The organism is Leptothoe sp. PORK10 BA2 (assembly GCF_034932105.1).
Lineage (GTDB): Bacteria > Cyanobacteriota > Cyanobacteriia > Phormidesmidales > Phormidesmidaceae > Leptothoe.
This window is the reverse complement of the sequence record NZ_JAYGIG010000114.1, coordinates 194,896-221,132: the sequence shown is the minus strand read 5'-3', so window position 1 is coordinate 221,132 and position 26,237 is coordinate 194,896. Positions and strand designations below refer to the sequence as shown.

The window sequence follows — 26,237 nt, the reverse complement described above, 5'->3', positions numbered from 1 at the left end:
TTAACTCATCATATCTATTTATGATCTGGCTTGTATGATCTGGCTTGGTTGCCGCAGCCCCGATTGCTCCAATAGATTTGCCAGCCAAAGCTTGGCCTCCGGACGCAGAGGGGGAATGGGATCCCGTTCGTAGTTGATGGAAAAGTTATAGGTGGACCCGGCGCAGCTATCGATCAGCGCCTGTTTCAAATCAACCGTACAGCTAGCTTGGGCACCCTCTCCATCCTGGGGACGACTAAGGGGCAGGGTGAGCGGTGGAATCGGGGCGTTAACCTGCCAGGTGTATAGGTCGGCTTTAGGACGCTGATCGCTACGACTGACTAAAACTTGATAGTCAGTGTCACTGGGACCATAGGCAGAAATGGGTTCCCAAGCTCGTAATAAATCGATTTCAACAAAATGAGTGTCACCCCCAAAAATAGCCTCACAGCGCTGTTCGTAGTTTTCTCGACCACGACCTGGGCGCTTTCTCTGGGGCGTGAGGACCTCCACAATGGTAACCGTTGTACCAATTTGATGATCGACGACTTCGATATAGTCCTCTTTAATCGTTTGAGGCACAGCAATGTAAGTGGGAATAGGTTGTTGGGACGTTACGGCTGAACCGTTCACCCCGTTTACCGTTGCCCCCATTGAACCATTACTGGTATTTGCTTGGCCCGATTGCTCAACCACCAAGCTGTCTTCACCGCTGACACGATAAACCCGTTGGCGGATAATGACGTTATATCGGTCAGAAACGTCCTTCCGTAGAAGGTTAGCCAATGCGGTGACAAACCGTGGATGAATAGTCGGCCAAAGGTCGGGATGTTCCAGGTAAGGGTTCATGCCGGGAAACATATCAGGCATCAAAAAACCTCTAAATAATCAATGACTGAGTCTTTTTGGCAAATCAGACCATGCTAAATAAACCGTTGGGCACTGCTCCAAACGGCCCGGGGAACCTCATGGAATTCTAACAAGTAGACTATCCCATGGGGGGCCTTGCAGTTCATAGTTACGGGCATTTTAATCTAAGCATAACGCGATTCAACTATTGATATTTGATCACCGTTAAGAATAAAGATTTAATAAAGCTGCTCGTGATTTTCTAGGGCAGGCACAGGTTGAATCTTTAGGTAATGGGTAGGACTTCATAAAATCTTTTCACAAGGCTCATGGACAAACAGGATTTTAGCCAGATTTTATTAAGCACCCGATCACAGGAAAAACTAGGCTCTAGTCAAATTATGGTGAATTATGGAAGTTTCGAGTAACGGATGGGTTGTACTAACCGTAATGCTAGCCATTCTGGGGATTGGCGGCGGTGCGATCGCAACCACTACCCTACGGCCCTTGGGACGACGTACCCCCTTCACAACTCCGATTACTGACCTATCCACCCCCATTAGTGGCGAAGCTCGCCATCAGTTCAACCAAGGGGTATTAGCCTATCGAGAACGGGCCTATACCAAAGCCATTGACTGCTTTACCCAGGTACTTGCCTGCGAGCCCACCCTAGCTGAAGCATTTCATAATCGCGCCAGAGCCCAGGCCAACCTAGCCAAAAAGCAAGCGGCTGTGAGCGATTTTGTAGCAGCCAGCGATATTTATGACCGCCAGGGGACAAAATCAGGTATCGACTGGATCAAAACTGATTTAGAGACATTAATAAAGTTTTAAGATCCCCCTCCATCCCAGAACTTTTCTACCAGACCTCCAATCCATGGGCTCTACGGTAGGTTCCTGCGGCTTGGTATTTACAGCTAGGTTTTGGGTATTCCTGTAAAAAGGATTTGAAGTTGTAATAAATGTCCGTTTCAGCCTGTCGTTTAACCAAGCAACTTTGTTAAATTGCAAACATATTAGGGGTATTCCACGGAAATGGTGGCTTTCGCCCAATGGGCTAGTGATAGTATCAACGGCTCTCTAGGATGTTTGCTCCATTCCCTATGGTTGTTTTTATCAGAGATGTCCCTCGACTAGCATTCTGGACAAAGTCCTGGACAAAGTCCTGGCTGCCAGGAAGCATATAGGTTGCAAACATTTCAAATTTTATCGGCGTTTTACTAGTTCAAAAGTGCTATGAGAATTTTAGTTACGGGTGGTGCTGGTTTCATTGGCTCACACCTCATTGATCGGCTGATGGGGGAAAACCATGAGGTGATCTGTCTGGATAATTTCTACACAGGACGCAAGGACAATGTATTGAAGTGGTTGAATCATCCTCACTTTGAGCTGATTCGGCACGATGTAACAGAGCCAATCCGATTAGAAGTAGACCAGATATACCACCTAGCCTGTCCAGCTTCCCCGGTCCATTACCAATACAATCCGGTCAAAACCATCAAGACCAATGTGATGGGTACCCTCAACATGCTGGGCTTGGCCAAGCGAGTCAAAGCCAGATTTTTCCTAGCGTCCACCTCGGAAGTATACGGTGATCCCGAGGTGCATCCCCAGCCTGAAGAGTATCGGGGTAGCGTTAATACCATTGGTATTCGCAGCTGCTACGACGAAGGCAAACGAGTGGCTGAAACCCTAGCCTTTGATTACCATCGCCAAAATGATGTGGATATCCGGGTAGTCAGGATTTTTAATACCTATGGGCCGCGGATGTTGGAAAACGATGGTCGAGTAGTGAGTAACTTTATTGTGCAGGCGCTGCAGGGTATTCCCCTGACTATCTATGGTGAAGGTTCTCAAACCCGCAGTTTCTGCTACGTTTCTGACTTAGTAGATGGGTTTATTCGCCTGATGAATGGGGATTATATTGGCCCCATGAACTTAGGGAACCCAGGGGAGTACACCATTTTAGAACTGGCTCAGTCGGTTCAGAAAATGATTAATCCTGATGCTGAGTTGAAATTTGAGCCCTTGCCCCAGGATGATCCACGTCGTCGCCAACCTGATATCACCAAGGCTAAGAGCATGTTGGGTTGGGAACCCACAGTGCCGCTAAAAGAAGGATTAGAACTAACCATCGCCGACTTTAAAGCACGTCTAGAGGAAGCAGGTAAACTAGCAATACCTACCACCGCAAAATCTTCTTAGTTGATTTTGTTGGATATAGAGTTTCCCCTTGGCTCAGTAAAGCCAAGGGGGGCAAAGGTTTCAGCGACAGGCTTGAGCTAACAACCCTGAGGTTTACGTTCACTGAATTTATTTTTAAGTAAGGAGTATTTATATGCGTGTTTGCGTTATTGGTACGGGCTATGTTGGCTTGGTCACAGGGGTGTGTCTGTCCCATATCGGCCATGAAGTGATTTGCATTGATAACAATGCAGAGAAGGTCAAGCTGATGAAGTCAGGGCAATCCCCCATTTTTGAACCGGGACTGTCTGAGCTGATGCAATCCTCCATGGAGGCGGGTCGCCTAACATTTACCACTGACCTAGGAGCGGGGGTATCCCATGGCGATATTCTATTCATCGCAGTGGGGACACCCCCACTGCCCACTGGGGAAAGTGACACTCGCTATGTGGAAGCCGTAGCCCGTGGCATCGGTGAGCATCTCAACGGCGGCTATAAGGTGATTGTGAACAAGTCCACCGTTCCCATTGGTTCGGGTGACTGGGTGCGCATGATTGTGATGGATGGCATGGCTGAGCGTCAGCAGATACCGGTGGGTGCCGGTGCCCCCGTTGGTAAGCCAGAGACGCCTCCCTTTGACGTGGTTAGCAATCCGGAGTTTCTGCGGGAAGGCTCTGCGGTCTATGACACCTTTAACCCGGATCGGATTGTGCTGGGGGGCAGCAACCCCAAGGCCATTGCCATGATGAAAGAGCTGTATGAGCCCATTGTGGAGCGCAAGTTTGCGGAAGATCAGTCTGCCCCCCAGGTGCCGATTTTGGTCACCGATCTGAGCTCTGCCGAAATGGTGAAGTATGCGTCGAACGCATTTTTGGCCACGAAGATTAGCTTCATTAATGAAGTGGCGAATATTTGCGATCGCGTCGGAGCGGATGTGGTTCAAGTCGCCCAGGGTATCGGTCTGGATTCCCGCATTGGCAGCAAGTTTCTGCAAGCGGGCATTGGTTGGGGTGGGTCCTGCTTCCCCAAAGATGTTTCAGCGTTGGTTCACACCGCTGATGACTACGGCTATGAGGCCCAGTTGCTCAAGGCCACCATCGATGTCAATACGCGGCAGCGTCTGCTTTCCCTAGAAAAACTACAGCAGATGCTGAAAATTTTGAAGGGTAAGACCGTGGGGCTGTTGGGTCTCACCTTTAAGCCCGATACCGACGACATGCGGGATGCGCCCTCCCTGATTTTGATTGAGCATCTCAATCGATTGGGAGCCAAAGTCAAGGCCTATGATCCGATTGTTTCCCAAAGTGGAATGCGCGATGGCATGACGGGGGTCATCGTGGAGACGGATGTTGAGCGCTTGGCCGATGGTTGCGATGCCCTGGTGCTGGTAACTGACTGGGAACAGTTTAAGGATTTGGACTACACCAAAATGGCTGGCCTAATGCACACCCCCAACATGATTGATGGTCGTAACTACTTAGACCGCAACGTCCTGGAGGCAGCTGGCTTTACCTACATCGGTGTCGGCCATTAGATCCCCTAACAGGGGTCTAATCCCTGGCCCTAGGCAACTATAAATCTAGAATTTTCTAGAATTCTCTGGAGCCAAAGCAAAAGGCGGGTGATATCACCCGCTTTTTGCTTTGGCAACCTGACTCCCTATAGCTGTCACCCCCATAGCTCAAACCTTAAAGGACATCTAGCTTCTGTAATCGGGCGAAGCCCAACGGTCAAGGGCACGCTTCCCGCCCCAGCGCGCTACGATTTCATCATCATAATCATCAGCCAGACGAACCACCGTGGTGACGGAATGCCTAAGTTCGATGCGATCGCAGGTAGACCCCACGAGGCTGTGCTCAAAAACAACATCATCTTCACTATCGAGGGCAAAGCGGCCAAACAAGATATTATCGTTGGCCCTGAGTAAGTAGTAAGTCAGCTCAGGTGTAGCATCCACATCAGTCACCACATAGGACCGAGTGGTAATCAGGGCCTCATTTTCACCCCAGGGAACCACACGGGTGGAAGCCACTGCAGAGCCAATGGTAATAATAAATAAGGGTTCATCTTCGAAGGCGACCGTTGACTCCCCAAATAGCTCATCCATCCAGGGGGCAATGCGGTCATAGCAAGTGTTCTGAGCTGAACTTTGAAAATCCATGAAGAAGCAGCAAGATTGACGACGAAGTCAGACGATAAGCAATATTTATTCTCTCATCTATGTTCTATGGAGACTGAAAAGTTTCTTGATGATGTTAGCTCTGTAACGGCCGCATTAAACTGAGGGAACCACCAACGATTAGATAAAGCAAGACCACGTTGACTAATTTGCCTGATTCTTCGCCGTCAGCCCATACCCCAGTCGAGTTTTCACAACTCAACCTCCACTATGGCCAAGCCCAGGCCAGCTTAAAACAGGTGATTGAGGGCTTGGATCTAACGCCCCGGGAGCGGGAAGGACTACAGCCCGAAATTGATAACCTGCTGGGATTACAGCAGAAACTGGAGCAGGGAACCATCCACCTAGCCGTATTCGGCATGGTGGGTCGAGGTAAGTCATCCCTCCTCAATGCCTTAATTGGCCAACCCCTCTTTATCACCGGCCCCCTCCATGGCGTCACCCAAGCTGTCACCAGCGTGGACTGGCAAGTCCTGAATGAATCAGAAGATGGCCCCGTGCAGCGAGTATCCCTGACGGATAAGACGAATAAAACTGGCTCTCGAGTCGAACTGATTGATACCCCAGGCATTGATGAGGTGGGGGGGGAGCAACGACAGCAATTGGCGGAACGGGTAGCCCAACAGAGCGATTTAGTCCTATTTGTGATCTCAGCCGATCTGACCCAAGTGGAATATGACGCCCTGGGGTGGCTGCGTCAGGCGGGCAAACCAATTTTGCTAGTTTTCAACAAGGCCGACCAGTATTCCCCAGCAGAACAGGCCCTATTGCTGGAAAAAATACAACAGCGGGTCACACCCTTGAGTATTTTGCCTGGGGATATTGTGCTGACAGCGGCAGCCCCCTTACAAACCACGGTGGTGCACACCGACGGGGGTCGCCAACATCAACGCACCCGAGGCACACCAGAGATTCAAACCCTCAAGCTCAAAATTCTAGATGTCCTGGAACGGGAGGGCAAAGCCCTCATTGCCCTAAATACCCTGCTATATACCGATAACATCCAAGCCAAACTGGTGCAGCGCAAGCTAGAAATTCGTCAGCGACGAGGGGATGATCTGATCTGGCAAACCACGTTGACCAAGGCCATAGCGGTAGCGGTGAATCCTCTATTACTGACCGATGTGATCGGGGGAGTAGCGGTGGATCTAGCCCTGGTAGTGAGTTTGTCAAAACTCTATGGGCTACCGATGTCCCAGCAGGAATCCCTCAAGCTTTTACAGACCATTGCGATCGCTACCGGCAGCCTCTCCCTCAGCGAATTACTCATTACCCTGGGCCTCAGTTCCCTCAAAGGTATTTTGGGAGCAGCCGGTCTGGCCACAGGGGGGCTGAGCCTTGCCCCCTATTTCTCCGTCGCCCTGACCCAGGCCGCCGTAGCGGGTGTAGCCACCTATGCTCTGGGCCAAGTTACGCGCACCTATTTAATCAACGGAGCCAGCTGGGGAGAGCAGGGACCCAAGACGGTAATTGCCAACATTGTGAATGACTTGGACGAAGCCTCGATCATGGCCCGCCTCAAACATGAGCTAAAACAGAAACTCCATCGGCGTTAGGTCTGTTGCTCTGGGTAAACATTTGATCATCAAGCCCCGAGCTACGCCAAAGTTCGTTACTTGGTTTTAGGAAACTACACGTTCCGATAGACTTGCTTGAGCTGGTGCTTCTCTATCGATAGACTATATCGGTCGACGATTGATCGCATCCAGTATTGAGTCCCCCAGACTTAACCACTAGCATCGTCCTTTCCACCGTCCCTTTTATCCATTGCCCATGCAGCGGTTTACCGTCGAAGTCATTTCCCAAACCCCCAATCCCCAGCAGACTATTTATGCTGCGATGCATCAAGACTATGCCGAAGACTTTGTGTGGAATGATCGCCAGAATTGGCCCTCTGAAGAAAAATGCGGTGACCTGGTGATTCGCAATTTACTCAAGGGTGGGCGCGGCCACTATGGGCCCCTAGAGCATCCCCAAATTGTGCTCAACTGCGGCTGGTTACCCCATTCCACCATGCAGCAGATCCGCACCCACCGAGTGGGCGTTTCATTTGATGTGCAGTCGTTTCGCTATACCGGCTCGCGAATTTTAGACGTGGTTTCAGGCCAACGGTCTGTGGAGGAAGTCTTTTATCTACGGCCCATTGGCGACTATAGCGACCGACAAGGCAAAAAATATACCTACACCGAGGAGCTGCGACAGCAGGACGTTGACTGGTGCTTGGCAGCCTGTGAGCGCTATAAAACCCGCATTGGACAAGGTTTTTCCGAAGAGCATGCCCGCGGACTGATTCCTTTTGATGTGCGTCAACACTGGGTGATGTCAGCCAATGTCCGCTCCCTAATGCATTTACTCGATCTGCGCTGGAAAGCCGATGCTCAGCTGGAAGCTCAAAAGCTATGTGAGGTCATGTGGCCCCATTTTCAGGCCTGGGTACCTGCGATCGCAACCTGGTATGAAACCACACGCCTCAAAAAAGCACGTCTTGCCCCCTAAATCCCATTCCGTGCGACCAGAACGCGTAATCAGAACATGTAATCCGTTGCTATTCTTTTTGACAACCTTGCAATTCATTAACTTGAATGTACTAGTTCCCAACTTTAATAACCCACCCTAAGAAGCTTTTCAATACCTTGCACAGATCTACCGTTGCCCACATATCCCCATAGACTTAAGTGGCTAAAAAGGCCTAATGGGGTAAGGCATATGGGTAGCTCCAATGGTTACGTATTACTGTTAGGTCAATGCCTGGGTGCAGACCTAACATTGCAATCACTTTCTACACAAGTTGAGGGGCCTGTTTTTGTTGCCCAATCAGCGGAGCAAGCCGTCGCCCGCATCGAGCAAGGGATTCCCTATTTAGTGATTCTCTCAGGGACCGATCAAAACTGGTCACCGGCCTTCGTCAATCAACTCAGGGAAACTACCAAACCATCAGGCACCACCATTGTTGCCCTAACCCAGTTCCATGAGCCCAGCTGGTCACCACAAGAAGATCATCCAGGAATTGACGGTTTTCTAGTTGAGCCCCTCAGTCAAGATGTCTTGCATCTACTGGTTGAATCAGCTGTGGCTAAAACCACACTGTAGTCATTATTTGATGAATCAAGAATTTTCCATATCTTAGGCCCATAGTGACCAAATCAATTCAATCCCAGCACATCAGACGATTTAAGTTTTGGCTAGACCAAGACTTACAGACTGGCATGCAGTATCAGCACGCTCTATTTCAACGCATCTGTACCTTGGACGATAGTCAACGACACCAGATATATCAGCAGGCCAGTCAGTTTGCCCAACAGGGAGCTGATACCCTAGTTACCTACGAAGACAATTCCTGCCACCTTTGGCTGAACCTCAGGCATAAATCAGCAAACGCCACTAACCCAAGGTCTGGCTATTAGTCGGCATAAGCCAAAGTTTTGTTGACCTATGGTCTCTTTTTAGATATCTAAGTAGTTGTTAAAAACCCACTTTTGACACTGCAACTTTTATAGTCTGCATACAAAAAAAATATAATTTATTTTGATTTCGATAGGCAATATTTATGTGTACCTTGATACCGTCTCAGAATCCTTGAAATAAAAGGACCTGAGCTGAAAGGGGATTCACAGAAAGCTATAGGTTTCTGACAACTTGCTACAATTCCCCTGGGCGTTTTTATGTAAAGCATGTTACTACTGTAGAAACACGGATAAGCTCCGCAGTCAGTCCAGCATTTTTACATTGGTAGCGATCATTAAAAGCTTTGCTAACTATGGAATTCCTATTCAAACCGTTGGCAAATGTGTACCGTTGTAATAAAGTTTTTGTCTGCTGAGTAGCTTGTCTATTTTAATCAAGTAAGTCTTTCATCAACTAATAATCCGAATGAGGTTCATCCATCTGACTTAACGTTATCCGTTGTTGGGCGTCGTATGGGTGGCTCTACCGAGGTTGATGATCACTGTTTGATGTTTTGATCTGTTGCATTTAAGGAATACGAGGAAAGCGGCATGACCCAAGCAAATACTGTTCTTGAGGACTTGAGACCTAGCAATGATTTGGATTCGTTAATCGATCCTGATGCTGGGAAACCATTTACAAGTCCCGAGGAAGATGTCCAGGGTGCTAAAGCTGCTAAAGGCACATCTCGTCGTCGTAGCTCAACCACAGCAGCAGCAACAGCAGCGGCTCAGGCGAAAAAGAAGCATTACACTGAAGATTCTATTCGGCTTTATTTACAGGAAATTGGGCGTATCCGTCTGCTGAGGGCAGAGGAAGAAATTGAGTTGGCTCGTAAAATTGCTGACTTGTTAGAGCTAGAACGGATCCGTGATGATCTATCCGATGGAATGGATGAGGAACCGGACGATATGGATTGGGCAGCCGCTGTTGACATGCCCCTACCTGCATTTCGCCGTCGCCTTCATCTAGGGCGTAGAGCCAAGGATAAAATGGTTCAGTCCAATTTGCGTTTGGTGGTTTCCATCGCTAAGAAGTACATGAACCGTGGCCTGTCTTTTCAGGATCTCATTCAAGAAGGCAGTTTAGGTTTGATCCGTGCCGCTGAAAAATTTGACCATGAAAAAGGTTATAAGTTCTCCACCTATGCTACTTGGTGGATTCGCCAGGCGATTACCCGGGCCATTGCTGATCAGTCCCGCACTATCCGCCTACCGGTCCATCTGTATGAAACTATTTCCCGCATTAAGAAAACCACTAAGCTTTTGTCCCAAGAGCTAGGTCGTAAACCGACGGAAGAAGAAATTGCCACTCGCATGGAAATGACCATCGAGAAGTTACGGTTTATTGCTAAATCTGCCCAGCTACCCATTTCCTTGGAAACTCCCATTGGTAAGGAAGAGGATTCCCGCCTCGGTGACTTCATTGAATCGGATGGTGAAACCCCTGAAGATGAGGTTTCTAAGAGTCTTTTGCGTGAAGACCTTGAGGGTGTTCTGAGCACATTGAGCCCCCGCGAACGGGATGTTCTTCGGTTACGCTACGGTCTAGACGACGGCCGGATGAAAACCCTCGAAGAGATTGGTCAAATTTTCAACGTTACCCGTGAGCGGATTCGCCAAATTGAGGCGAAGGCTCTACGTAAGTTGCGTCATCCCAACCGTAATAGCGTTCTCAAAGAGTACATTCGTTAAATTTGGCTCGCTAAAACTAGCTCTAGCATCTAGTTAGCTTTAGATGCTAGAGCATAAAAAAGGTCAGGCTTGGACCATGGTCCAAGCCTGACCTTTTTTATGCTTTTATGCTTTTTCAGGCCAAGACCCTCAACATCTCAAAGCAGCGTCAAAAACGTCAAAAATGAGAAATCTCACTTTCACCCAAAAACGTCAATACATCAGGTAGACAGAATGAAGACTTTGTTGGTACTGTTGTTCTCATAGGGGTACGCCTGTTCCCCTACGGTTTATCCTACGAGTAGTACCCCATGGACACTCTGACCAATGCTCAAGAGGAGCTTTATAACTGGTTAGCTGATTATATTCGTGAACATCAGCACTCCCCCTCCATTCGACAAATGATGCGGGCCATGGGGCTGAAGTCTCCAGCGCCGATTCAAAGTCGGCTCGATCACCTGCGCAAGAAAGGCTACATCGACTGGAATGAGGGTAAAGCCAGAACGATTCGCATTTTGCAGGGGAATGGTGTCCCCATCAAAGGCACCATTGCGGCTGGTTCCATGGTGGAAGCTTTCGTAGACGTGGCGGAGGAACACCTGGATTTATCTTCATTACCCATTAAGTCCCATGACTATGCCTTACGGGTAAGAGGCGACAGTATGGTCGATGCCTTAATTGATAGTGGGGACTTTGTGATTATGCGTCCGGTGGAAGACCCTAAAAGCATTAAAGAGGGCACCATTGTGGCGGCCCGGGTAGAAAGTGCCACCACGCTTAAGTATCTTTACCGTCAAGGCAATAATGTGGTGCTTAAGCCTGCTAATCCTAATTATGAACCCATGGTCTATCCGGCTCAAGACGTGGATATCCAGGGTCGACTGCTGGCGGTTTGGCGCAATCAGGATTTAGGTTAGCGATCTGTCTTTAAGCAGCCTGCATTTGTGCCTATAGGTTATTTGGCGGCCACAGTCTGGACAAAGTCTAGACTGTGGCCGCTCGCTGGCAAATCTGATAATTGGGCCTAATTTCAAGGTCTTTGCTCTACTACACTAGAGGCGCACAGGATTGGGCACAGACATCTATGGTGAATTTGTTGAGGAGACCTTGGTGGCGTGGTTTTGCGATCGCACTATTACTCATCAGCCTAGGGCTCAATAGCTGTCAGTCGCTATCCCCAGAGCCGCACAGTTCCCAAAGCAATCACATCCTAGAATTTGTCCCGAAGCAAGCCCTATTGGCGGCGGTGGTAGATACCACGGTAAAACCCGGTAAAACCTGGCAAAAATCCCATCTTACCGAGGTCCTATCCCAAACCATAGACTCATTTTTCACCCCACTCGCCATTAACCCCAGGGCAGACATTCGTCCTTGGTTAGGCAAAACCATTGCCTTTGCCATTACGGATCAAGATCTGGATCGAGATCGGGACAATGGTCGTCAAACCGGTTACCTCTTGGTCACCGATACCACTGACGACGAAAAGCTGCGGGAGTTTTTAGAACTGTTTTGGCAGCGACAAACCATCGCTGGCAGCCATCCCGTTTTCACCGAAGGCAGCAGTGTACCGATTATTTCAGGTACATTAGCCCAGAGCACGCAGCAACTGGCAACCGCTATTGTAGGTGGAAGTACCCTGCTGGTCGCCAACGATGTCAGAGTTTTGCGCCAGAGTCTTCGAGTTGCTCAAGCCCCCGCTTTACAGATATCGGGGCCAGACTGCTGCACCCCGGTCTGGCTTAACCTACACATTCCAGACCTGATCGACTGGCTAGGGTTAGCCACACCGGAGCGACAATTACTGTCATCCTTGCAAGGACAGCAATTAAGCGCAACCACCACAATGAAACCACAGCAGTTGGTGATCAACACCCGACTCACAACATTAGCAGCAGCATTAGGCCCCCATGAGTTCGAGCCTGCCCCCGACAAACCCGATCCAACAGCCGTACCAGATATCGACCACAGCAAACCGCAACAGTATTTGCCAGCATCCGTAGCATGGGCCGCCATGGGGTATGATCTGCGTCCCCTATGGACAGAGCTAAGGGCTCAGATTGGTCACTATCAAGGATTACCCTTTCCCCTGCAACAAGGCCTGCAATGGCCATCGACCCAGCTAGCCCAATCCCTATCTGGCCCCCTCCATCAGCTTTTATCCAGGGACTATGCCATCGGTCAGTTGAACGATGGCACCTGGCTCATGGCAGTGACCAGCCCCAATCCAACCGTCATAAAACAACTGGATAGCATTGCCACCCAGCAAGGGCTGACCGTTAGTCAGTTAACCCTAGAGGATCGAGCAGTTACCGCTTGGAGCCGTTTAAAGACCCGGGTGGATAAGCGCAATAGAGAAACTACGGTTGAAACAGATCTTGTGGGTATCCATACTAAAGTCGATGACTGTGAGGTATTTGCCACATCCATCGGTGGTTTGACCGTTGCTTTAGCAGCCCCAGCTCATCCCCTATCCACCACCCAACGATTTCAGCGCACCACCCAGTCAATGGATAAACCAAATCAAGGGTATATCTACGGAACTTGGTCAGAACTAGATCGTCTTTTGGAAAGTAATCGCTGGTTTTCCTTGGTGAGACCGATTGTGCAACCTTGGAGCCAATCAATCGAGGCGATCTCAATCACCAGTTATGTCCAAACAGCCCATCAATCGACCGGAACAGTGTCAGTTTTATTGAAGAACTAGTTGTTCTACGCTGCAGTCAAGGGATCCTCTGGTGGGCAGCCTAGCGTAAATGGGGACGAACACTTTCAATACAGCAGGTTCAGCAGCCTCCACTGATGAGCCTGGTAAAAGTGCGAGTTTTGAACATCTGTAAAGCTAAACTAGAAATTATTGATATTTAGCCATGACAATATCTATGGACTTAGGTGTTCATGTAATTGAGCCCAGCGGTATCTTAGACGGTACTCAGACCAATGCATTTCGTCAGCAAGTGAACGTTGCACTGGAAAAAGGAATCAAAGTACTGCTAATTGACCTGAAGGACATCACATTTGTGGATAGTTCAGGTCTGGGGGTTTTGGTTGCCTGCTTAAAAAACGCACGCACCGCTGGGGCCAAAATGTATGTGTGCTCCATCAACGACCAAATCCGTATGCTGTTTGAACTCACCAGCATGGATCGGGTATTTGAAATCTTTGAGGATCGCGCCGCCTTTGACGCCGCCGTAGTCAAATAATTTCCATCCCATATTGTCCAATATGGCAGTTGAAGCCCGCTGGTGTACCAGCGGGCTTATTATTTGGCAAAAAATTGGCAAAAAGTTCGGGCTTCCACCTAAAGCGAGACCAACGATCCCATCTGGATTGAGTAGACTAAAGGTATCGGCGTCTTTGAAATTCATTACAAATCTATGGTGCTTTTTGGACTTGGTGGCTTAGGCAAAAAAGCGGCAATACCGTCTCCCTCAGAGGCGTTGCCGGGCCGTTCTGAAAAAATGCCTGTTCCTAAGCAGCATTACGTAAATGGCAACCCATTACAACCCCCATTCCCCGACGGGATGCAAACAGCTATGTTCGGTCTGGGCTGTTTTTGGGGAGCGGAGCGTCGCTTCTGGCAACAGGAAGGTGTGTTTTCCACCGCCGTAGGCTACAGCGCCGGCCACACGCCCAACCCCACCTATCGTGAGGTGTGCTCGGGCATGACTGGACATAACGAAGTGGTCCTGGTGGTGTTTGCCCCCAGCGTCATTAGCTATGACCAACTACTCAAAGTGTTTTGGGAAAGCCACAACCCGACCCAAGGTATGCGCCAGGGCAATGATACCGGCACCCAGTATCGTTCTGGAATTTATACCTATTCCCCTGGGCAAAAGGCTGCTGCCGAGAAATCCCTAACCCTATACCAGGAAGCCCTAAACCAGGCTGGCCATGGCACCATTACAACTGAAATTTTGGCTGCCCCTGAGTTTTACTACGCTGAGGACTACCATCAGCAGTACCTAGCCAAAAACCCTGGTGGATACTGTGGCCTGGGAGGCACCAATGTTTCGTGCCCCATTGGTGTTGGCGTGGCATCCGAGGGCTAATCGAGAGCTAATCGAGACACCATACAGCCTTTAGAAAATCCTTAGAAAATAGCCGTCGCTGTTGGGTAATCTGGAGCAAAAGCGACGGCTATTTTCTTGGAGGAAATGTACGGTCACCTATTGTCGGCCTAAACCCTAAAACTGTTTGAGGAAGCGCAGATCGCTGGCATAGAGTCGACGAATATCATCAATCTGGCTCTGTACCATCGCCAGACGCTCTACCCCCAGTCCGGCAGCAAAACCGCTATAGACCTCCGGGTCATAACCGACGGATTTGAGCACATTGGGGTCAATCATGCCGCAGCCCAACACCTCTAGCCATTTCCCTTTCCATTTCACATCGACCTCAGCCGAAGGCTCAGTAAAGGGAAAATAGCTCGGCCGTAGCCGCACTTCAATGTCCCCAAATAGGGCTTCTAAAAAGAGTTGGATGGTGCCGCGCAAATCGGCAAAGGTGATGTTTTTATCCACCGCAAAGAATTCAATCTGGTGGAAGACAGCGGCGTGGGTAGCGTCCACCGTGTCCCGTCGGTAGCAACGGCCGGTGGCCAATGCCCGCAGCGGTGGCTCATGGTTTTCCATGTAGCGGATTTGGGTATTAGAGGTGTGGGTACGCATCATTTTGCCGTTGGGCAGGTATAAGGTGTCCTGCATATCCCGCGCCGGATGGTCAGGCAAAAAGTTGAGTGCCTCAAAGTTGTAGTAGTCCTCTTCAATTTCGGGGCCACTGGCAACGGTGTAGCCTAGACCAATAAAAATGTCGGTAATTTGGTCAATGATGCTATTGATGGGGTGAACTCGCCCCTGGGGCAAGTAGGTACCTGGCATGGAAACATCTAGGGTTTCAGCCTCTAACTGGGCTTGGATCTGAGTGTCCTGCAACGCAGTTTTACGCTGATCAATACTGGTTTGCAGAGCTGTTTTAACCTGGTTGGCCAAGGCCCCAATGCGGGGACGATCGTCGTCGGACAGCTTGCCCATGCCCCCTAATATTTTAGATAGCTTCCCCTTTTTGCCCAGATAACCCACCCGAAACTGATCGAGTTCGTCTAGGGTACTCAGGGTAGCGATCGCATCGCTAGCTTCTTGCTGTAATGTACTCAGTTGCTGCTCTAAGTCGTTGGTCATGCTGGCCAAAAGGTCGAAACGGGAGGGGCACAAAAGACAATCTTTAGTCTACACCGAAGCTTTGATTCGCCATGAAACTATTAATCAGCAACGATGACGGTATCTTTGCCAAGGGCATTCGTACCCTCGCCAATACCTTGGCAACCCAGGGCCATGCAGTCACCGTAGTCTGTCCCGATCGGGAGCGCTCTGCCACCGGACATGGGATTACGATGCACCGCCCCATTCGAGCTGAGCAGGTAACCTCCATTTACCATCAAAACATTCCTGCCTGGGCCTGTTCTGGCACACCAGCTGATTGCGTAAAACTAGCCCTCGATGCATTGCTGGACAGTCCTCCTGACTGTGTCCTTTCAGGCATTAACCACGGAGCTAATTTGGGCAATGACGTGCTTTACTCAGGCACGGTATCGGCAGCGATGGAAGGCCTGCTAGAAGGAATTCCTAGCTTGGCCGTGAGCTTAGCCAGTTTTACCCATGCAGATTTCCAACCAGCCGCAGATTATGTTGGCCAACTTTTGCCCCAGCTAACCCAGTTAGCCCAGCCCCTACTGCTCAATTTAAATATTCCAGCAGTCGCCAAAACAAACATTCAAGGCGTAACATTGGCCCGTCTTGGAGTGCGTCGTTACCGAGATCTGTTTGAAAAGCGGATTGACCCTCGGGGAAAAACCTACTATTGGCTAGCAGGAGAAGTCTTAGAAGAGAGCGATAACGATGCCCTCCAGAGCCTGCCCAATGGCCTCAGTCCAACTCAAAATAGTGACCTCATGGTCCAATTCACCACGGATGTGAAGGCGATTAAAGCTGGCTACATCACAGTTACCCCACTACACTACGACCTCACGGCGTACAATGACTTAACCAAGCTAAAAGGCCTTCTGCCTGAGCTGATCCCTATGGAAAAAGATAACTAGCTCGCCTATTTTTGGGATGGCTTTGGGCAAACTGGCTGTAAGCAATATGGCCCAACCCATAGGATAGTCATCCGTAGGACCGAATCGTACTTGGCCCGTGAACCTGATCCAAAAATCTTAACCATTACAGATGTGCGCTTTATGGCTTGATCTATAAAGACAAGCCTAGATATATGGAGATTTTGCATAAAGCCCTAGGTAAGATTATTCCTGATTGACACCTATTTCTTCAGAAAAAAAGAGGATGCGCTGCGCTAGTGGGTTTCAGAAAGCCAGTCAACTACCATTAAGCAAAATTCGCGTCCCCCATTAACGTCATTTTTAGCCACTGATGTCCGACTCGAATACTCAATTCACGATTCACTTTTGGGGTGTCAGGGGAAGCATTCCCTGCCCCGGTGCCGAAACAGTTCGCTACGGTGGCAACACATCCTGCATAGAGATGCGGGTTAACGGTGAGCGGTTGATTTTTGACGGGGGCACGGGGTTACGGGAGCTGGGCCAGCAAATGTTATACGAAGGCCAGTCTGTCCAAGCCAGTATGTTTTTCACCCATTCCCATTGGGACCATATCCAGGGATTTCCCTTTTTTGTACCCGCCTTTTTGCCGAGCAATCAGTTTGAGGTATACGGCGTTATTTCTCCCAATGGCGCAACCATTGAGCAGCGCCTCAATGATCAAATGCTGCATCCTAACTTTCCTGTGCCGCTCCAAATTATGCAGGCGCAGCTAAAGTTTTGTGACCTATCCATTGGTGAAACGGTAGCCATTGGTGACATCAATGTGATTAATGCCCTGCTTAACCATCCGGGTGAAGCGGTCGGTTATCGGGTGGAATGGAATGGCTTAGCGGCTGCCTACATTACGGACACCGAACACTTCCCCGATCGACTAGATGAAAACGTGCTGCATCTCGCTCAAAATGCCGATGTGATGATCTATGACTGTACCTATACGGACGCAGAATATCACTCTGAAAGCAGTAGCAAGGTCGGGTGGGGCCACTCTACTTGGCAAGAAGCGGTCAAACTAGCCAAGGCAGCCAACGTGAAAAAGCTAGTGGTTTTCCACCACGATCCGCTCCACGATGACGATTTTATGGATGAAATCGGTCATAAAACAGCAGCAGAATTTCCCAACAGTATCGTGGCCCGTGAGGGAATGATTCTGGATCTTGCTGAGTTAAAAGCCCTCGAATTGGCCAGCCGCTAGGGTTAGGCCGTTTAGGACTCGTTAAATCTAAACCCTCAACGAGCTCTAAATAAACCACTAAATCCCATGAACAAGCCAGGACAACGAGTTGGCCAACTGTGTGCCTATGTGGGTAAACACATGGAAAAAATCTGTGCCCCAGCAGCTAGGGACATCCAAAGTTTAGAGGGAAAAACTTAACTACAAAGATCTGAGAGCCCAATTGACGGCAGACTATCTTTAGAGTGTTTTTAGAAAGCGGGTGACGCGATTCGAACGCGCGACATTCACCTTGGCAAGGTGACGCTCTACCACTGAGCTACACCCGCATTTGCCTGATTCGACTTTAACTAGGATCCCATAGAACGCTTTTCTTTGTCAAACACTTTTCTTGAAAAAGAGGATGCTTAGAAGCTGCCTATGTATTCTAGTTTACAGTTCAGAGTTGCTGTTTTTCTTAGGTTTCTCCAGAATTTGGACAAGGCTTTAAAGACAAAAAATTGAGTCAGTTCTGGGGAGAAATCGCTCAAGTCTTAGCTGTTTTGGGCAGCTGGGGCATCAAACTGGCCATTTCTAAGGCATTCATGGCGTAGTTCCAGCCTAAGTTGCTCTTGATGCCCGCCCGCTCTAAGGCCTGCTGCATGGAATCGGTGGTTAGGATACCAAACACGACCGGTACACCGGTTTGAAACCCAGCGGCGGCAATACCTTTAGACACTTCGGCGGCAACATAGTCAAAGTGGGGGGTATCGCCACGAATAACGGCACCTAGGCAAATAATCGCATCGTATTGACCACTCAGGGCTAACTGCCGCGCCACTAAAGGCACCTCAAAACTGCCCGGGACCCAAGCGTAGTCAACTTGGTTACCGTCGGGGTCGATGTTGACACCGTGGCGCTTCAGACAATCTTGACAACCCTCTAGCAATTTGGTGGTGACTAGATCATTAAAGCGACCAATGACAATGGCAAATTTAGCAGTGCTGGCGCGGTCGAAACTTCCTTCAAAAACAGCCATGGAATTACTCTATCTACTTAAAAAAAGTAAGGTGGTAGGCCCCAATGACCTTACCACCCAACAGTAAATGGTTTGCCGTTACTGATGCTGGGGAGAATCTCATCTGAAAAATGCTGCTGCACAGCACTTCCGATAGATTGTTTCCACATCTAAATCAGCAACGGCAGTGTTTTTTACTGGCAATGTAACCAACTACGGTATTTAAACCACAAAGTAATTGAGGCTGCCCACTAACACTACGAGGACGCCCCAAATGATAGAGCCGAGGAAAATTAGACTCTTAGAACTCTCCCAGTTTTTGGGTGAAGCATAGGCGACGGGGACACCGATCACCATGACAAAAGACCAAACTACCAGAATGAATAAAAACAGTTGAAATAGGATAGACATAACTCGCCACTCTCAAGACAGCAAAAGAGCTAACGCACCATGCCCAGGGGGAAAACTACCATGCTAGCTGAGCAGAATTTCGCTTCCAGGCTGGGACAAGCTTCTTAATCTATGGATGGTGATACAGTGTGGAGCACTGATCGACTTATTTAGTAAGCTATCAAACATTAGGCCCCTAGTGAAAGCGTTTTCCCTGAATCCATGGGGATTAATCTTTTTGAACTTTCTTTGAACTAACATTTGCGGATTGATGGCAAGTCTGCTGCTGGGGTCGAGGAATACGATATGGACTTAATCCTTTGCCATACCACGGCAGATTTTGACGCGTTGGGAGCAGCGGTTGGTCTGTCCTGTCTCTGTCCTGGTAGCCGCATTGTTTTGACTGGGGGGGGCCATCCAGCGGTTAAATCTTTTTTAGCCCTGCATCGGGATCAGTATCCGCTGATTGAACGTCGGGCCGTAACGGTATCGATGATTCGCTCCATTACGGTGGTGGATACTCACCAGCGCAGCCGGGTGGGGGCAGCGGCGAATTGGATTGAGCATGCGATCGCAACCCAGCTACCCATCACCATTTACGATCACCACATAGAATCCTGTCCGGATATTCCGGGCGAGCACCATATCGAAGCTGTGGGAGCTACCACCACTCTGGTGGTAGAAGCTTTGCAACGGTCTGGGCAAACAGTTTCCCCTACCCAAGCCACGGTCATGGCCCTCGGCATCCACAGCGACACGGGGTCTTTCACCTTTACCCAGACCACCCCGCGAGATATCTATGCCCTGGCCTGGTTGATGGAGCAAGGGGCCCATCAGCAGACCATTGCGGAAGCGGTGGAACCCGGTTTATCAGAGGTGCTCCAGGGCTTACTCAGCACCGCTCTAGACCGCACCACTATCCGCCAGATCCAAGGATATGCCGTGGGTACGATTTACCTGGAAACCTCAGATTTTGTGCCAGGGCTGTCTCGGTTAGCCCACCACCTGATGTCCCTCCTAGGGTTAGATAGCCTGTTATTGGGGGCCATTTACCCCACCAAGACAACATCCCAGCTGACCATCATCAGCCGGACGCGCCCCCAAACGGACGTGAACTGTCAGCAATTAGTCCAACCCTATGGCGGTGACGGCCACAGCAGTGCAGCAGCGGCCAGCCTCACCACCCAGGAGCCCGAGGTGGTGTTCAGCCAAATTTGTGACGCCCTCATCCAGTCCCATGGCCAGACCGTCACCGCCCAAGACATCATGTCCTCCCCAGTGCGGACTATTCGCCCTGGCACTACCGTGGCCGATGCCCAGCGTATTTTATTGCGCTATGGCCACTCGGGCCTATGTGTGGCCAATGATGCATCGCACCTAGTGGGCATTATTTCGCGGCGAGACATTGACCTCGCCCTGCACCATGGGTTTCCCCATGCACCCGTCAAAGGCTACATGACCTCCCATCTAAAAACCATTGTCACCACCACCACCCTCAGCGACATTCAATCCCTTATGCTCACCTACGATGTGGGCAGATTGCCGGTATTAGCTGGGGATGCCCTGGTGGGCATTGTCACCAGAACCGATGTTTTACGGCAGGTCTATCCGCTGCAGTCAGTGGATAGACAGCGGCAGGCACCGCTGCATCTGAATGGCTCCCAACGGTCCGAACGATCTCTATACGAGCGCCTACAAACCTCTCTACAGGCATACCCTACGGCGCTAGCATCCGGAGATTTATGGACCCTATTGACCCAAATTTCAGCGGCCGCCCACCAGCGGGGATGGCATTTGTATTTGGTAGGCGGTGCGGTACGAGATTTGCTGCTAGCCCCTGGGGATACCCTCGTGGCCCTCAAAGACATCGATCTGGTCGTCGATAGTTTTCAATCCCCCGTAGTGGAGGGGGCCGGCGTAGTTTTGGCCCAGCAGCTACAGCTGCAGTATCCAGACGCGGAGCTACAGATCCATGGGGAGTTTCAAACCGCCGCTCTGATTTGGCGCGCCCGGGCGAACCATGCCCCCCTAATGATTGACATTGCCACCGCCCGGACGGAATTTTATCCCTATCCGGCGGCAAACCCAGAGGTTGAACCCAGCTCAATTCGCCAGGATTTATACCGCCGTGACTTTACGATTAATGCTATGGCGGTGCGGCTTACATCCCCTCAAGCGGGTTTACTGCTTGACTTTTTTGGGGGCCATTTAGATATTCAAAAACGCCAGGTGCGGGTACTCCATGCCAATAGTTTTATCGAGGACCCCACCCGGATTTTTCGGGCCGTGCGCTTTGCGGTGCGCCTGGGGTTTGACCTGGATGCCCAAACGGAAACGTTTATCCGCTATGCAGTGGAAAGTGGTATCTATGCAGACCTACAAGCCCAGCAGACCCAAAAGCGGTTACCAGCCCTACAAACCCGCCTCAAGACTGAGTTGGGCTATATTTTCGCAGCAGACTACTGGGCCCAGTCCCTGGGCCTGCTAGATAAGCTAGGGGCATTAAGCTGTTTACATCCCTCCCTGACCATTGATGCCGAACTTTGGCGGCAAATGCATCGGGCAGGGCGCTGGCGACAGCGATTTGCCGATGAGGTGGGCAAAGATATTGCCATAGAACCCTGGCTACTCAGGTTGGAGGTGCTGCTAGCGAGGGTGGAGGTGCGATCGCACATAGCCACTAACCTACAACTACCCCTAGGCTCAATTCAGCGATTACAACAACTCACCACCCTTGAAAATAATTTGATAGCTCGGTTCAATCAGCCAGAGCCGCCCAAACCGAGCTTCATCTATCAGAGTCTGGTGCCCTACGATTTACCCAGCCTATTATTGGCAAGTGTGCGCCATCCCCAGCACATTGGGCCCCACGTTTGGCACTACATCACCCAGCTCATTCACGTGCGCCCCCCCATCGATGGCAATCACCTCAAACGGTTGGGATATGCCCCCGGCCCCCTCTATGGTCAAATACTGACGACCCTCACCCATGCCACCCTGGATGGTGAAATCACATCGGTAGCATCCGCCGAAAACCACCTCAAGCACTACTACCCATTAGGTACGGGTGAATAAATAATTTAATTGTTCTGAAACCCTGAGCCAGAATCTTTCATAGCAATTAAAAACGAAAATATACTTAGCCATACCATTGCCATTTCTCCACCGCTATCGGTAATGTTAGAAATTGAGCAAATGTTAAGTTTCATTCCGTCGTACACTCAACTGACCAGTCTGACATTACCCAGTTCTGACATGACGTAGGTGTTCAGATGGCAACTGCTCATCTTTTCGGTTCCACAGCCTCTGGCTGTTTTTTACCCAAGCTTTTTGTGCCCAATGCAGATTATGCCGCCGTCTGTTCAACCAACCGCAGAAGACCCTAAGCCACAGTTTGGTTGGTTATCGAAGCGGCGCTTATTGTTCCTTATAGCCACTGCAGCGACAGCCAGCGGTTTGGGCATGGCTCTAGGAGGTACGCTGCGCTTCCAGGTCGTATCCGTAGGCCAAGCACCACTCTTCAAGCCTCAACAAGACTTTCCTCCCCTAGCAGAATGGCCCCCTGAGGTACCCTCGGCCGAAGAACTGGATCACCTAGAGCCCAGTTCAGATGACGCCACCCCACCCCAATTGGTTTATAACGAACGACCTACCAGGGAAATTGAGCGTAACGATGTTGAGGAACCGGGATATGCCCCAGAGGATTCGTCTGACTCAGACGGATTGACCCCAACAGACAGTATCGATCCAACAACTTCGAGGACGGATTCAAGCACTGAAAGCACACCCGAGAATCTTGCTGATGAGGGTTTTGATCCAGATGCCTTACCCCCTGTAAGCTCCACCCAGAGGGGCAACCTCGATCACGGGCCGATCGATGACGGCCCACCGGGAGAAGTCGATGACCTGCCTAGAAATGGAAATGAGCCCCAATTTAATAAGCAACCTGCATCGGAATCTCAATTTAACGAGGCTCCAGATATTGAGGTCCCCTAAGCAGACATCCCACAGCTTTAAAGACTTTCCTTAGACTGAGTTAAACTACCTCCAAGCTGAAACCGGTAACGTTCCCTGGGCCAAAACGATAGGGCTGACAGGCACTAGGCTTATGTGCCCTCAAAAAAGAAGTCTCTATCTACAAAATAGTTTGGCGGATCGGGTATTAGGCCACAGCTAGTCTTAAACCATGGGTATAATGGCGCTTAGATATCCGTATTTTTTTTATGAGCAATCCAACGCTGCAAGCGTTCTTTCTGGGGCGTGCCTTAGCAACGGCTATCGGGGAACAAATTGAAGAAGCCATTACTACTGGAATGAGTGGTGTTGGCCGTTTTGATGCTGAGCAAAGAGAACGGCTACATCAATTCATCGAAAACGTTTTTGAACAGGCTCAGTCTTCGCAAACGGTCAACCATCAGGATGAAGCCAACGGTGCCAGTTCCGGTGAAGACCTCCAAGCCACCATTGACAACCTGAGAGCTGAAATTGCCCAAGTTCGGGTTGCGCTACAGCAATATCGGTCCTCTTCTTGACCGCACACATCCCCTGTCATATTTCCTATCAATGAAGCATTGCGGCCAAAAAACTCGATTCAGGGTCAACAGTCGTTTTCTATCCCATCCCTCATCATGCCGCTGACCATCTAGGAGACTGCGTGTCTACAGTTCCCAACACAACTGATCATCCGTCCCTGGGTGAGGGTTCTAACGAGTTCTCACTCACTCCTGATTTGGGGGAAGCTATCCCCCAATTAGCGTCAGTCGATTCTGACTCTACATCAGAACATCTTTCAGAGGCAGAACTCAAGGCCCCAGTTGAGAAACGTTATCGGTGGAATCGTCGCTATAGCCGTCCAGAACGGTTTATCGATATCTGGTCATTTTTCCTCACCCTACTGGGTAAGCGCTGGCTCTATGGCAAGGCCTGGAGTTATTCCGGGGGGATATCTGAAGAAAAGCAAGCCGCTCGCAGACGTGCCCAGGCACGCTGGATCCGTCTGACTTTTTTGAATCTGGGTCCCACATTCATCAAGTTAGGCCAGCTCTTTTCCACCCGCTCCGATTTATTTCCCATCGAGTACGTTGAAGAGCTATCGAAGCTTCAAGATCAGGTGCCGGCCTTCAGTTACGAACAAGGTAAGGCCATCATTGAGTCTGATTTGGGACGATCGATTGAGGAACTATATCAAACCTTTGATCCCATTCCCCTAGCCGCCGCCAGTTTGGGCCAGGTGCACCGAGCACAGCTGCACTCGGGAGAAGAGGTGGTGGTCAAAATTCAGCGGCCGGGGTTACGGAATTTATTTCAAATCGATCTGTCTATTTTGAAAGGCGTTGCCCACTATTTCCAAAGTCATCCTGAGTGGGGCAGAGGACGGGACTGGCTCGGGATTTATGAAGAGTGCTGCCGCATCCTATGGCTAGAAATCGATTTTTTACATGAAGGGCGTAATGCGGATACATTTCGCCGTAATTTTCGTGATATTGATTGGGTCAAAGCACCTCGAATCTATTGGCGCTATGCTTCTCAGCGTGTCTTGACGCTAGAATATCTGCCTGGCATTAAAATTAGTCATTATGAATCTTTAGAGGCAGCGGGATTAGATCGACAGCGACTGGCCCGGCTAGGGGCCCAAGCCTACCTACACCAGCTACTGACCGATGGCTTTTTCCATGCCGATCCCCATCCTGGCAATATTGCGGTGAATCCCGATGGAGCCTTAATTTTTTATGACTTTGGCATGATGGGCCAGATTCAGCCCATCACCCGCGATGGATTAATGCATACTTTTATGGGTGTGGCTCAACGCAATGCCGATATGGTCATGAGGTCCCTAATTGATTTGGGGGCGCTGACAGAAACTGATGATATGGGGCCTGTGCGTCGCTCGATTCAGTATATTTTAGATAACTTCATGGACAAGCCCTTTGAGGAGCAGTCCATTAATGCTATCAGTGATGATTTGTATGCCGTTGCCTACGATCAACCGTTTCGATTTCCAGCTACATTTACCTTTGTAATGCGAGCGTTTTCCACCCTGGAAGGTGTGGGGAAGGGGTTGGATCCAGACTTTAACTTTATGGAGGCTGCAAAACCGTTTGCCAATCAGCTTATGACTAACGTTTCTAACTCGTCTTCTAGTAACGGCCTGATTGGCGAAATCGGCCGCCAGGCTGCGCAAGTGGGTAGTTCCGCCTTTGGTCTACCGCGACGGATTGAGGATTCCCTCGATCGTTTGGATCGGGGCGATATCCGCGTCCGGGTACGATCGATTGAAACCGATCGGGCCATCCGTCGCCTCAGCAGTGTCAATTTGATGACAAACTATACTTTGCTGTTGGGCACGTTTACCTTGTCTGCCACCCTATTATGGATAAGTCAACTACCCTGGATAGCTTTGGGAATGGCGTTACCAGCTGTTGTTTCGGCCATAGCACTAATTCGTTCCCTGATGCGTCTTGGCCGAGCTGATCGTATGCCCTAGCTACTCCCTCTATGCCTAAGTGCTTTATGCAACGCTTTTTTGCCGGTTTAACAGATCCAGGATTACTCCGTACTAGTAATCAAGATGCTTATTATCTGGACGATTTAGGCCGTTTTTTTGTCGTTGCTGATGGCATGGGCGGCCATGCTGGTGGACAAGAAGCTAGTCGCCTGGCAACAGAGGCGATTTATCAATATCTGGATAATCATTGGGATAGTTCCGAGTCTCCGGATGTCATGCTACGAAAGGCTTTTATCGCAGCGAATGATGCCATTTTGAAGGACCAATATGGCCATCCTGAGCGGGCAGATATGGGCACAACAGCAGTAGCTGTTATGTTTCGTGACCATGACAGTGTACCTTGGTGTGCCCATGTTGGGGATTCCCGCCTCTATCGTTTACGTGGGGCAAAATTGGACCAGATCACAACGGATCACACCTGGGTCGCCAAAGCGATTGAAGATGGTGAGTTAACGGTGGATGAATCGAAGCATCATCCCTGGAGACATGTGCTTTCCCAATGTTTAGGGAGGGAGGACTTGAATCGGATTGACATTCAATCGTTAGATGTGGGTGGTGGGGATCGATTACTCCTGTGCAGTGATGGTTTAACAGAGGAGCTTTCTGACCCACTAATTGCTACCCATTTGAAGTCTATTCGCTCCTGTCCAACAGCTGCTGAATCCTTAGTTGATGCCGCTAAACAGCGGGGCGGACGAGACAACATTACGGTCATAGTTGTAGCCTTTCAAGACTAAGCTGTAAGTAATCA

At 49.8% G+C, this 26,237-nt stretch carries 24 protein-coding genes and 1 tRNA gene; 19 read left to right on the top strand and 6 right to left on the bottom strand.

The features are described 5' to 3' along the window. Positions 1–18: 18 nt before the first annotated feature. Positions 19–849: a DUF4058 family protein gene (locus VB741_RS15825; RefSeq protein WP_323366143.1), complete on the bottom strand. Its 831-nt coding sequence runs from the start codon at positions 847–849 to the stop codon at positions 19–21. Between the two features lie 390 nt (positions 850–1,239). Here VB741_RS15825 and VB741_RS15820 point away from each other — a divergent pair, with 390 nt between their 5' ends. From VB741_RS15820 to VB741_RS15810, 3 genes are all read left to right on the top strand, one after another. Then, positions 1,240–1,662, top strand: coding sequence for a tetratricopeptide repeat protein (locus tag VB741_RS15820; protein ID WP_323366142.1), 423 nt, complete (start codon positions 1,240–1,242; stop codon positions 1,660–1,662). 402 nt (positions 1,663–2,064) lie between these two features. Further along, positions 2,065–3,033: a UDP-glucuronic acid decarboxylase family protein gene (locus VB741_RS15815; protein ID WP_323366141.1), complete on the top strand. Its 969-nt coding sequence runs from the start codon at positions 2,065–2,067 to the stop codon at positions 3,031–3,033. A gap of 133 nt (positions 3,034–3,166) precedes the next feature. Further along, entirely contained in the window at positions 3,167–4,546 is a 1,380-nt protein-coding gene (locus VB741_RS15810; protein WP_323366140.1) for a UDP-glucose dehydrogenase family protein, read from the top strand. Positions 4,547–4,711: 165 nt separating this feature from the next. Here VB741_RS15810 and VB741_RS15805 read toward each other — a convergent pair whose 3' ends face one another. After that, positions 4,712–5,173, bottom strand: a complete 462-nt coding sequence (locus tag VB741_RS15805) for a T3SS (YopN, CesT) and YbjN peptide-binding chaperone 1 (RefSeq protein ID WP_323366139.1) — start codon at positions 5,171–5,173, stop codon at positions 4,712–4,714. Between the two features lie 158 nt (positions 5,174–5,331). Here VB741_RS15805 and VB741_RS15800 point away from each other — a divergent pair, with 158 nt between their 5' ends. The 9 genes from VB741_RS15800 to msrA all read left to right on the top strand — a co-directional run bounded on the left by VB741_RS15800 (position 5,332) and on the right by msrA (position 14,357). Beyond that, positions 5,332–6,747, top strand: a complete 1,416-nt coding sequence (locus tag VB741_RS15800) for a GTP-binding protein (RefSeq protein WP_323366138.1) — start codon at positions 5,332–5,334, stop codon at positions 6,745–6,747. A gap of 217 nt (positions 6,748–6,964) precedes the next feature. Continuing rightward, entirely contained in the window at positions 6,965–7,687 is a 723-nt protein-coding gene (thyX, locus tag VB741_RS15795; protein ID WP_323366137.1) for an FAD-dependent thymidylate synthase, read from the top strand. Positions 7,688–7,897: 210 nt separating this feature from the next. Continuing rightward, positions 7,898–8,281 (top strand): hypothetical protein, encoded by a 384-nt coding sequence (locus VB741_RS15790; protein ID WP_323366136.1) that lies wholly within the window; start codon positions 7,898–7,900, stop codon positions 8,279–8,281. 44 nt (positions 8,282–8,325) lie between these two features. Beyond that, on the top strand, positions 8,326–8,595 hold the full coding sequence (locus tag VB741_RS15785; RefSeq protein ID WP_323366135.1) for a hypothetical protein: 270 nt from the start codon (positions 8,326–8,328) through the stop codon (positions 8,593–8,595). A 591-nt stretch (positions 8,596–9,186) separates the two neighbouring features. After that, entirely contained in the window at positions 9,187–10,329 is a 1,143-nt protein-coding gene (gene rpoD, locus VB741_RS15780; RefSeq protein WP_323366134.1) for an RNA polymerase sigma factor RpoD, read from the top strand. Between the two features lie 290 nt (positions 10,330–10,619). Continuing rightward, entirely contained in the window at positions 10,620–11,225 is a 606-nt protein-coding gene (gene lexA / locus VB741_RS15775; protein WP_323366133.1) for a transcriptional repressor LexA, read from the top strand. 167 nt (positions 11,226–11,392) lie between these two features. Then, positions 11,393–13,012: a DUF3352 domain-containing protein gene (locus VB741_RS15770; RefSeq protein ID WP_323366132.1), complete on the top strand. Its 1,620-nt coding sequence runs from the start codon at positions 11,393–11,395 to the stop codon at positions 13,010–13,012. Between the two features lie 175 nt (positions 13,013–13,187). After that, on the top strand, positions 13,188–13,508 hold the full coding sequence (locus VB741_RS15765; protein ID WP_442786377.1) for an STAS domain-containing protein: 321 nt from the start codon (positions 13,188–13,190) through the stop codon (positions 13,506–13,508). A 174-nt stretch (positions 13,509–13,682) separates the two neighbouring features. After that, positions 13,683–14,357: a peptide-methionine (S)-S-oxide reductase MsrA gene (gene msrA, locus VB741_RS15760; protein ID WP_323366130.1), complete on the top strand. Its 675-nt coding sequence runs from the start codon at positions 13,683–13,685 to the stop codon at positions 14,355–14,357. 135 nt (positions 14,358–14,492) lie between these two features. Here the strand turns inward: msrA and pheS are convergent, their stop codons facing one another. Further along, positions 14,493–15,485 carry a phenylalanine--tRNA ligase subunit alpha gene (gene pheS, locus VB741_RS15755; RefSeq protein ID WP_323366129.1) on the bottom strand — a complete coding sequence of 331 codons (993 nt, stop codon included), beginning with the start codon at positions 15,483–15,485 and terminating at the stop codon, positions 14,493–14,495. A gap of 71 nt (positions 15,486–15,556) precedes the next feature. Here pheS and surE point away from each other — a divergent pair, with 71 nt between their 5' ends. Next, positions 15,557–16,402, top strand: a complete 846-nt coding sequence (gene surE / locus VB741_RS15750; protein WP_323366128.1) for a 5'/3'-nucleotidase SurE — start codon at positions 15,557–15,559, stop codon at positions 16,400–16,402. A 331-nt stretch (positions 16,403–16,733) separates the two neighbouring features. Next, positions 16,734–17,615, top strand: coding sequence for an MBL fold metallo-hydrolase (locus VB741_RS15745; protein ID WP_323366127.1), 882 nt, complete (start codon positions 16,734–16,736; stop codon positions 17,613–17,615). Positions 17,616–17,851: 236 nt separating this feature from the next. On the opposite strand, the gene VB741_RS15740 is transcribed toward VB741_RS15745, so the two are convergent. The 3 genes from VB741_RS15740 to psbZ form a co-directional block, all read right to left on the bottom strand. Further along, a tRNA-Gly gene (locus VB741_RS15740) sits at positions 17,852–17,923 on the bottom strand. Positions 17,924–18,120: 197 nt separating this feature from the next. Then, positions 18,121–18,612 (bottom strand): 6,7-dimethyl-8-ribityllumazine synthase, encoded by a 492-nt coding sequence (ribH, locus tag VB741_RS15735; RefSeq protein WP_323366126.1) that lies wholly within the window; start codon positions 18,610–18,612, stop codon positions 18,121–18,123. Between the two features lie 201 nt (positions 18,613–18,813). Further along, positions 18,814–19,002, bottom strand: a complete 189-nt coding sequence (gene psbZ / locus VB741_RS15730) for a photosystem II reaction center protein PsbZ (protein ID WP_323366125.1) — start codon at positions 19,000–19,002, stop codon at positions 18,814–18,816. A gap of 285 nt (positions 19,003–19,287) precedes the next feature. Here psbZ and VB741_RS15725 point away from each other — a divergent pair, with 285 nt between their 5' ends. The 5 genes from VB741_RS15725 to VB741_RS15705 all read left to right on the top strand — a co-directional run bounded on the left by VB741_RS15725 (position 19,288) and on the right by VB741_RS15705 (position 26,223). Further along, a complete protein-coding gene (locus VB741_RS15725) occupies positions 19,288–22,056 on the top strand; it encodes a CBS domain-containing protein (RefSeq protein ID WP_323366124.1) in 2,769 nt (922 codons plus the stop codon). 273 nt (positions 22,057–22,329) lie between these two features. Then, complete coding sequence (locus tag VB741_RS15720; RefSeq protein WP_323366123.1) at positions 22,330–22,977, top strand: hypothetical protein; 648 nt, start codon at positions 22,330–22,332, stop codon at positions 22,975–22,977. 227 nt (positions 22,978–23,204) lie between these two features. Next, positions 23,205–23,513 carry a DUF6825 family protein gene (locus VB741_RS15715; protein WP_323366122.1) on the top strand — a complete coding sequence of 103 codons (309 nt, stop codon included), beginning with the start codon at positions 23,205–23,207 and terminating at the stop codon, positions 23,511–23,513. Between the two features lie 197 nt (positions 23,514–23,710). After that, positions 23,711–25,465: an ABC1 kinase family protein gene (locus VB741_RS15710; RefSeq protein WP_442786376.1), complete on the top strand. Its 1,755-nt coding sequence runs from the start codon at positions 23,711–23,713 to the stop codon at positions 25,463–25,465. Between the two features lie 26 nt (positions 25,466–25,491). Next, the gene (locus tag VB741_RS15705) at positions 25,492–26,223 is read left to right on the top strand and encodes a PP2C family protein-serine/threonine phosphatase (protein ID WP_442786375.1); all 732 of its coding nucleotides are present in this window, start codon (positions 25,492–25,494) and stop codon (positions 26,221–26,223) included. Positions 26,224–26,237 lie beyond the last annotated feature (14 nt).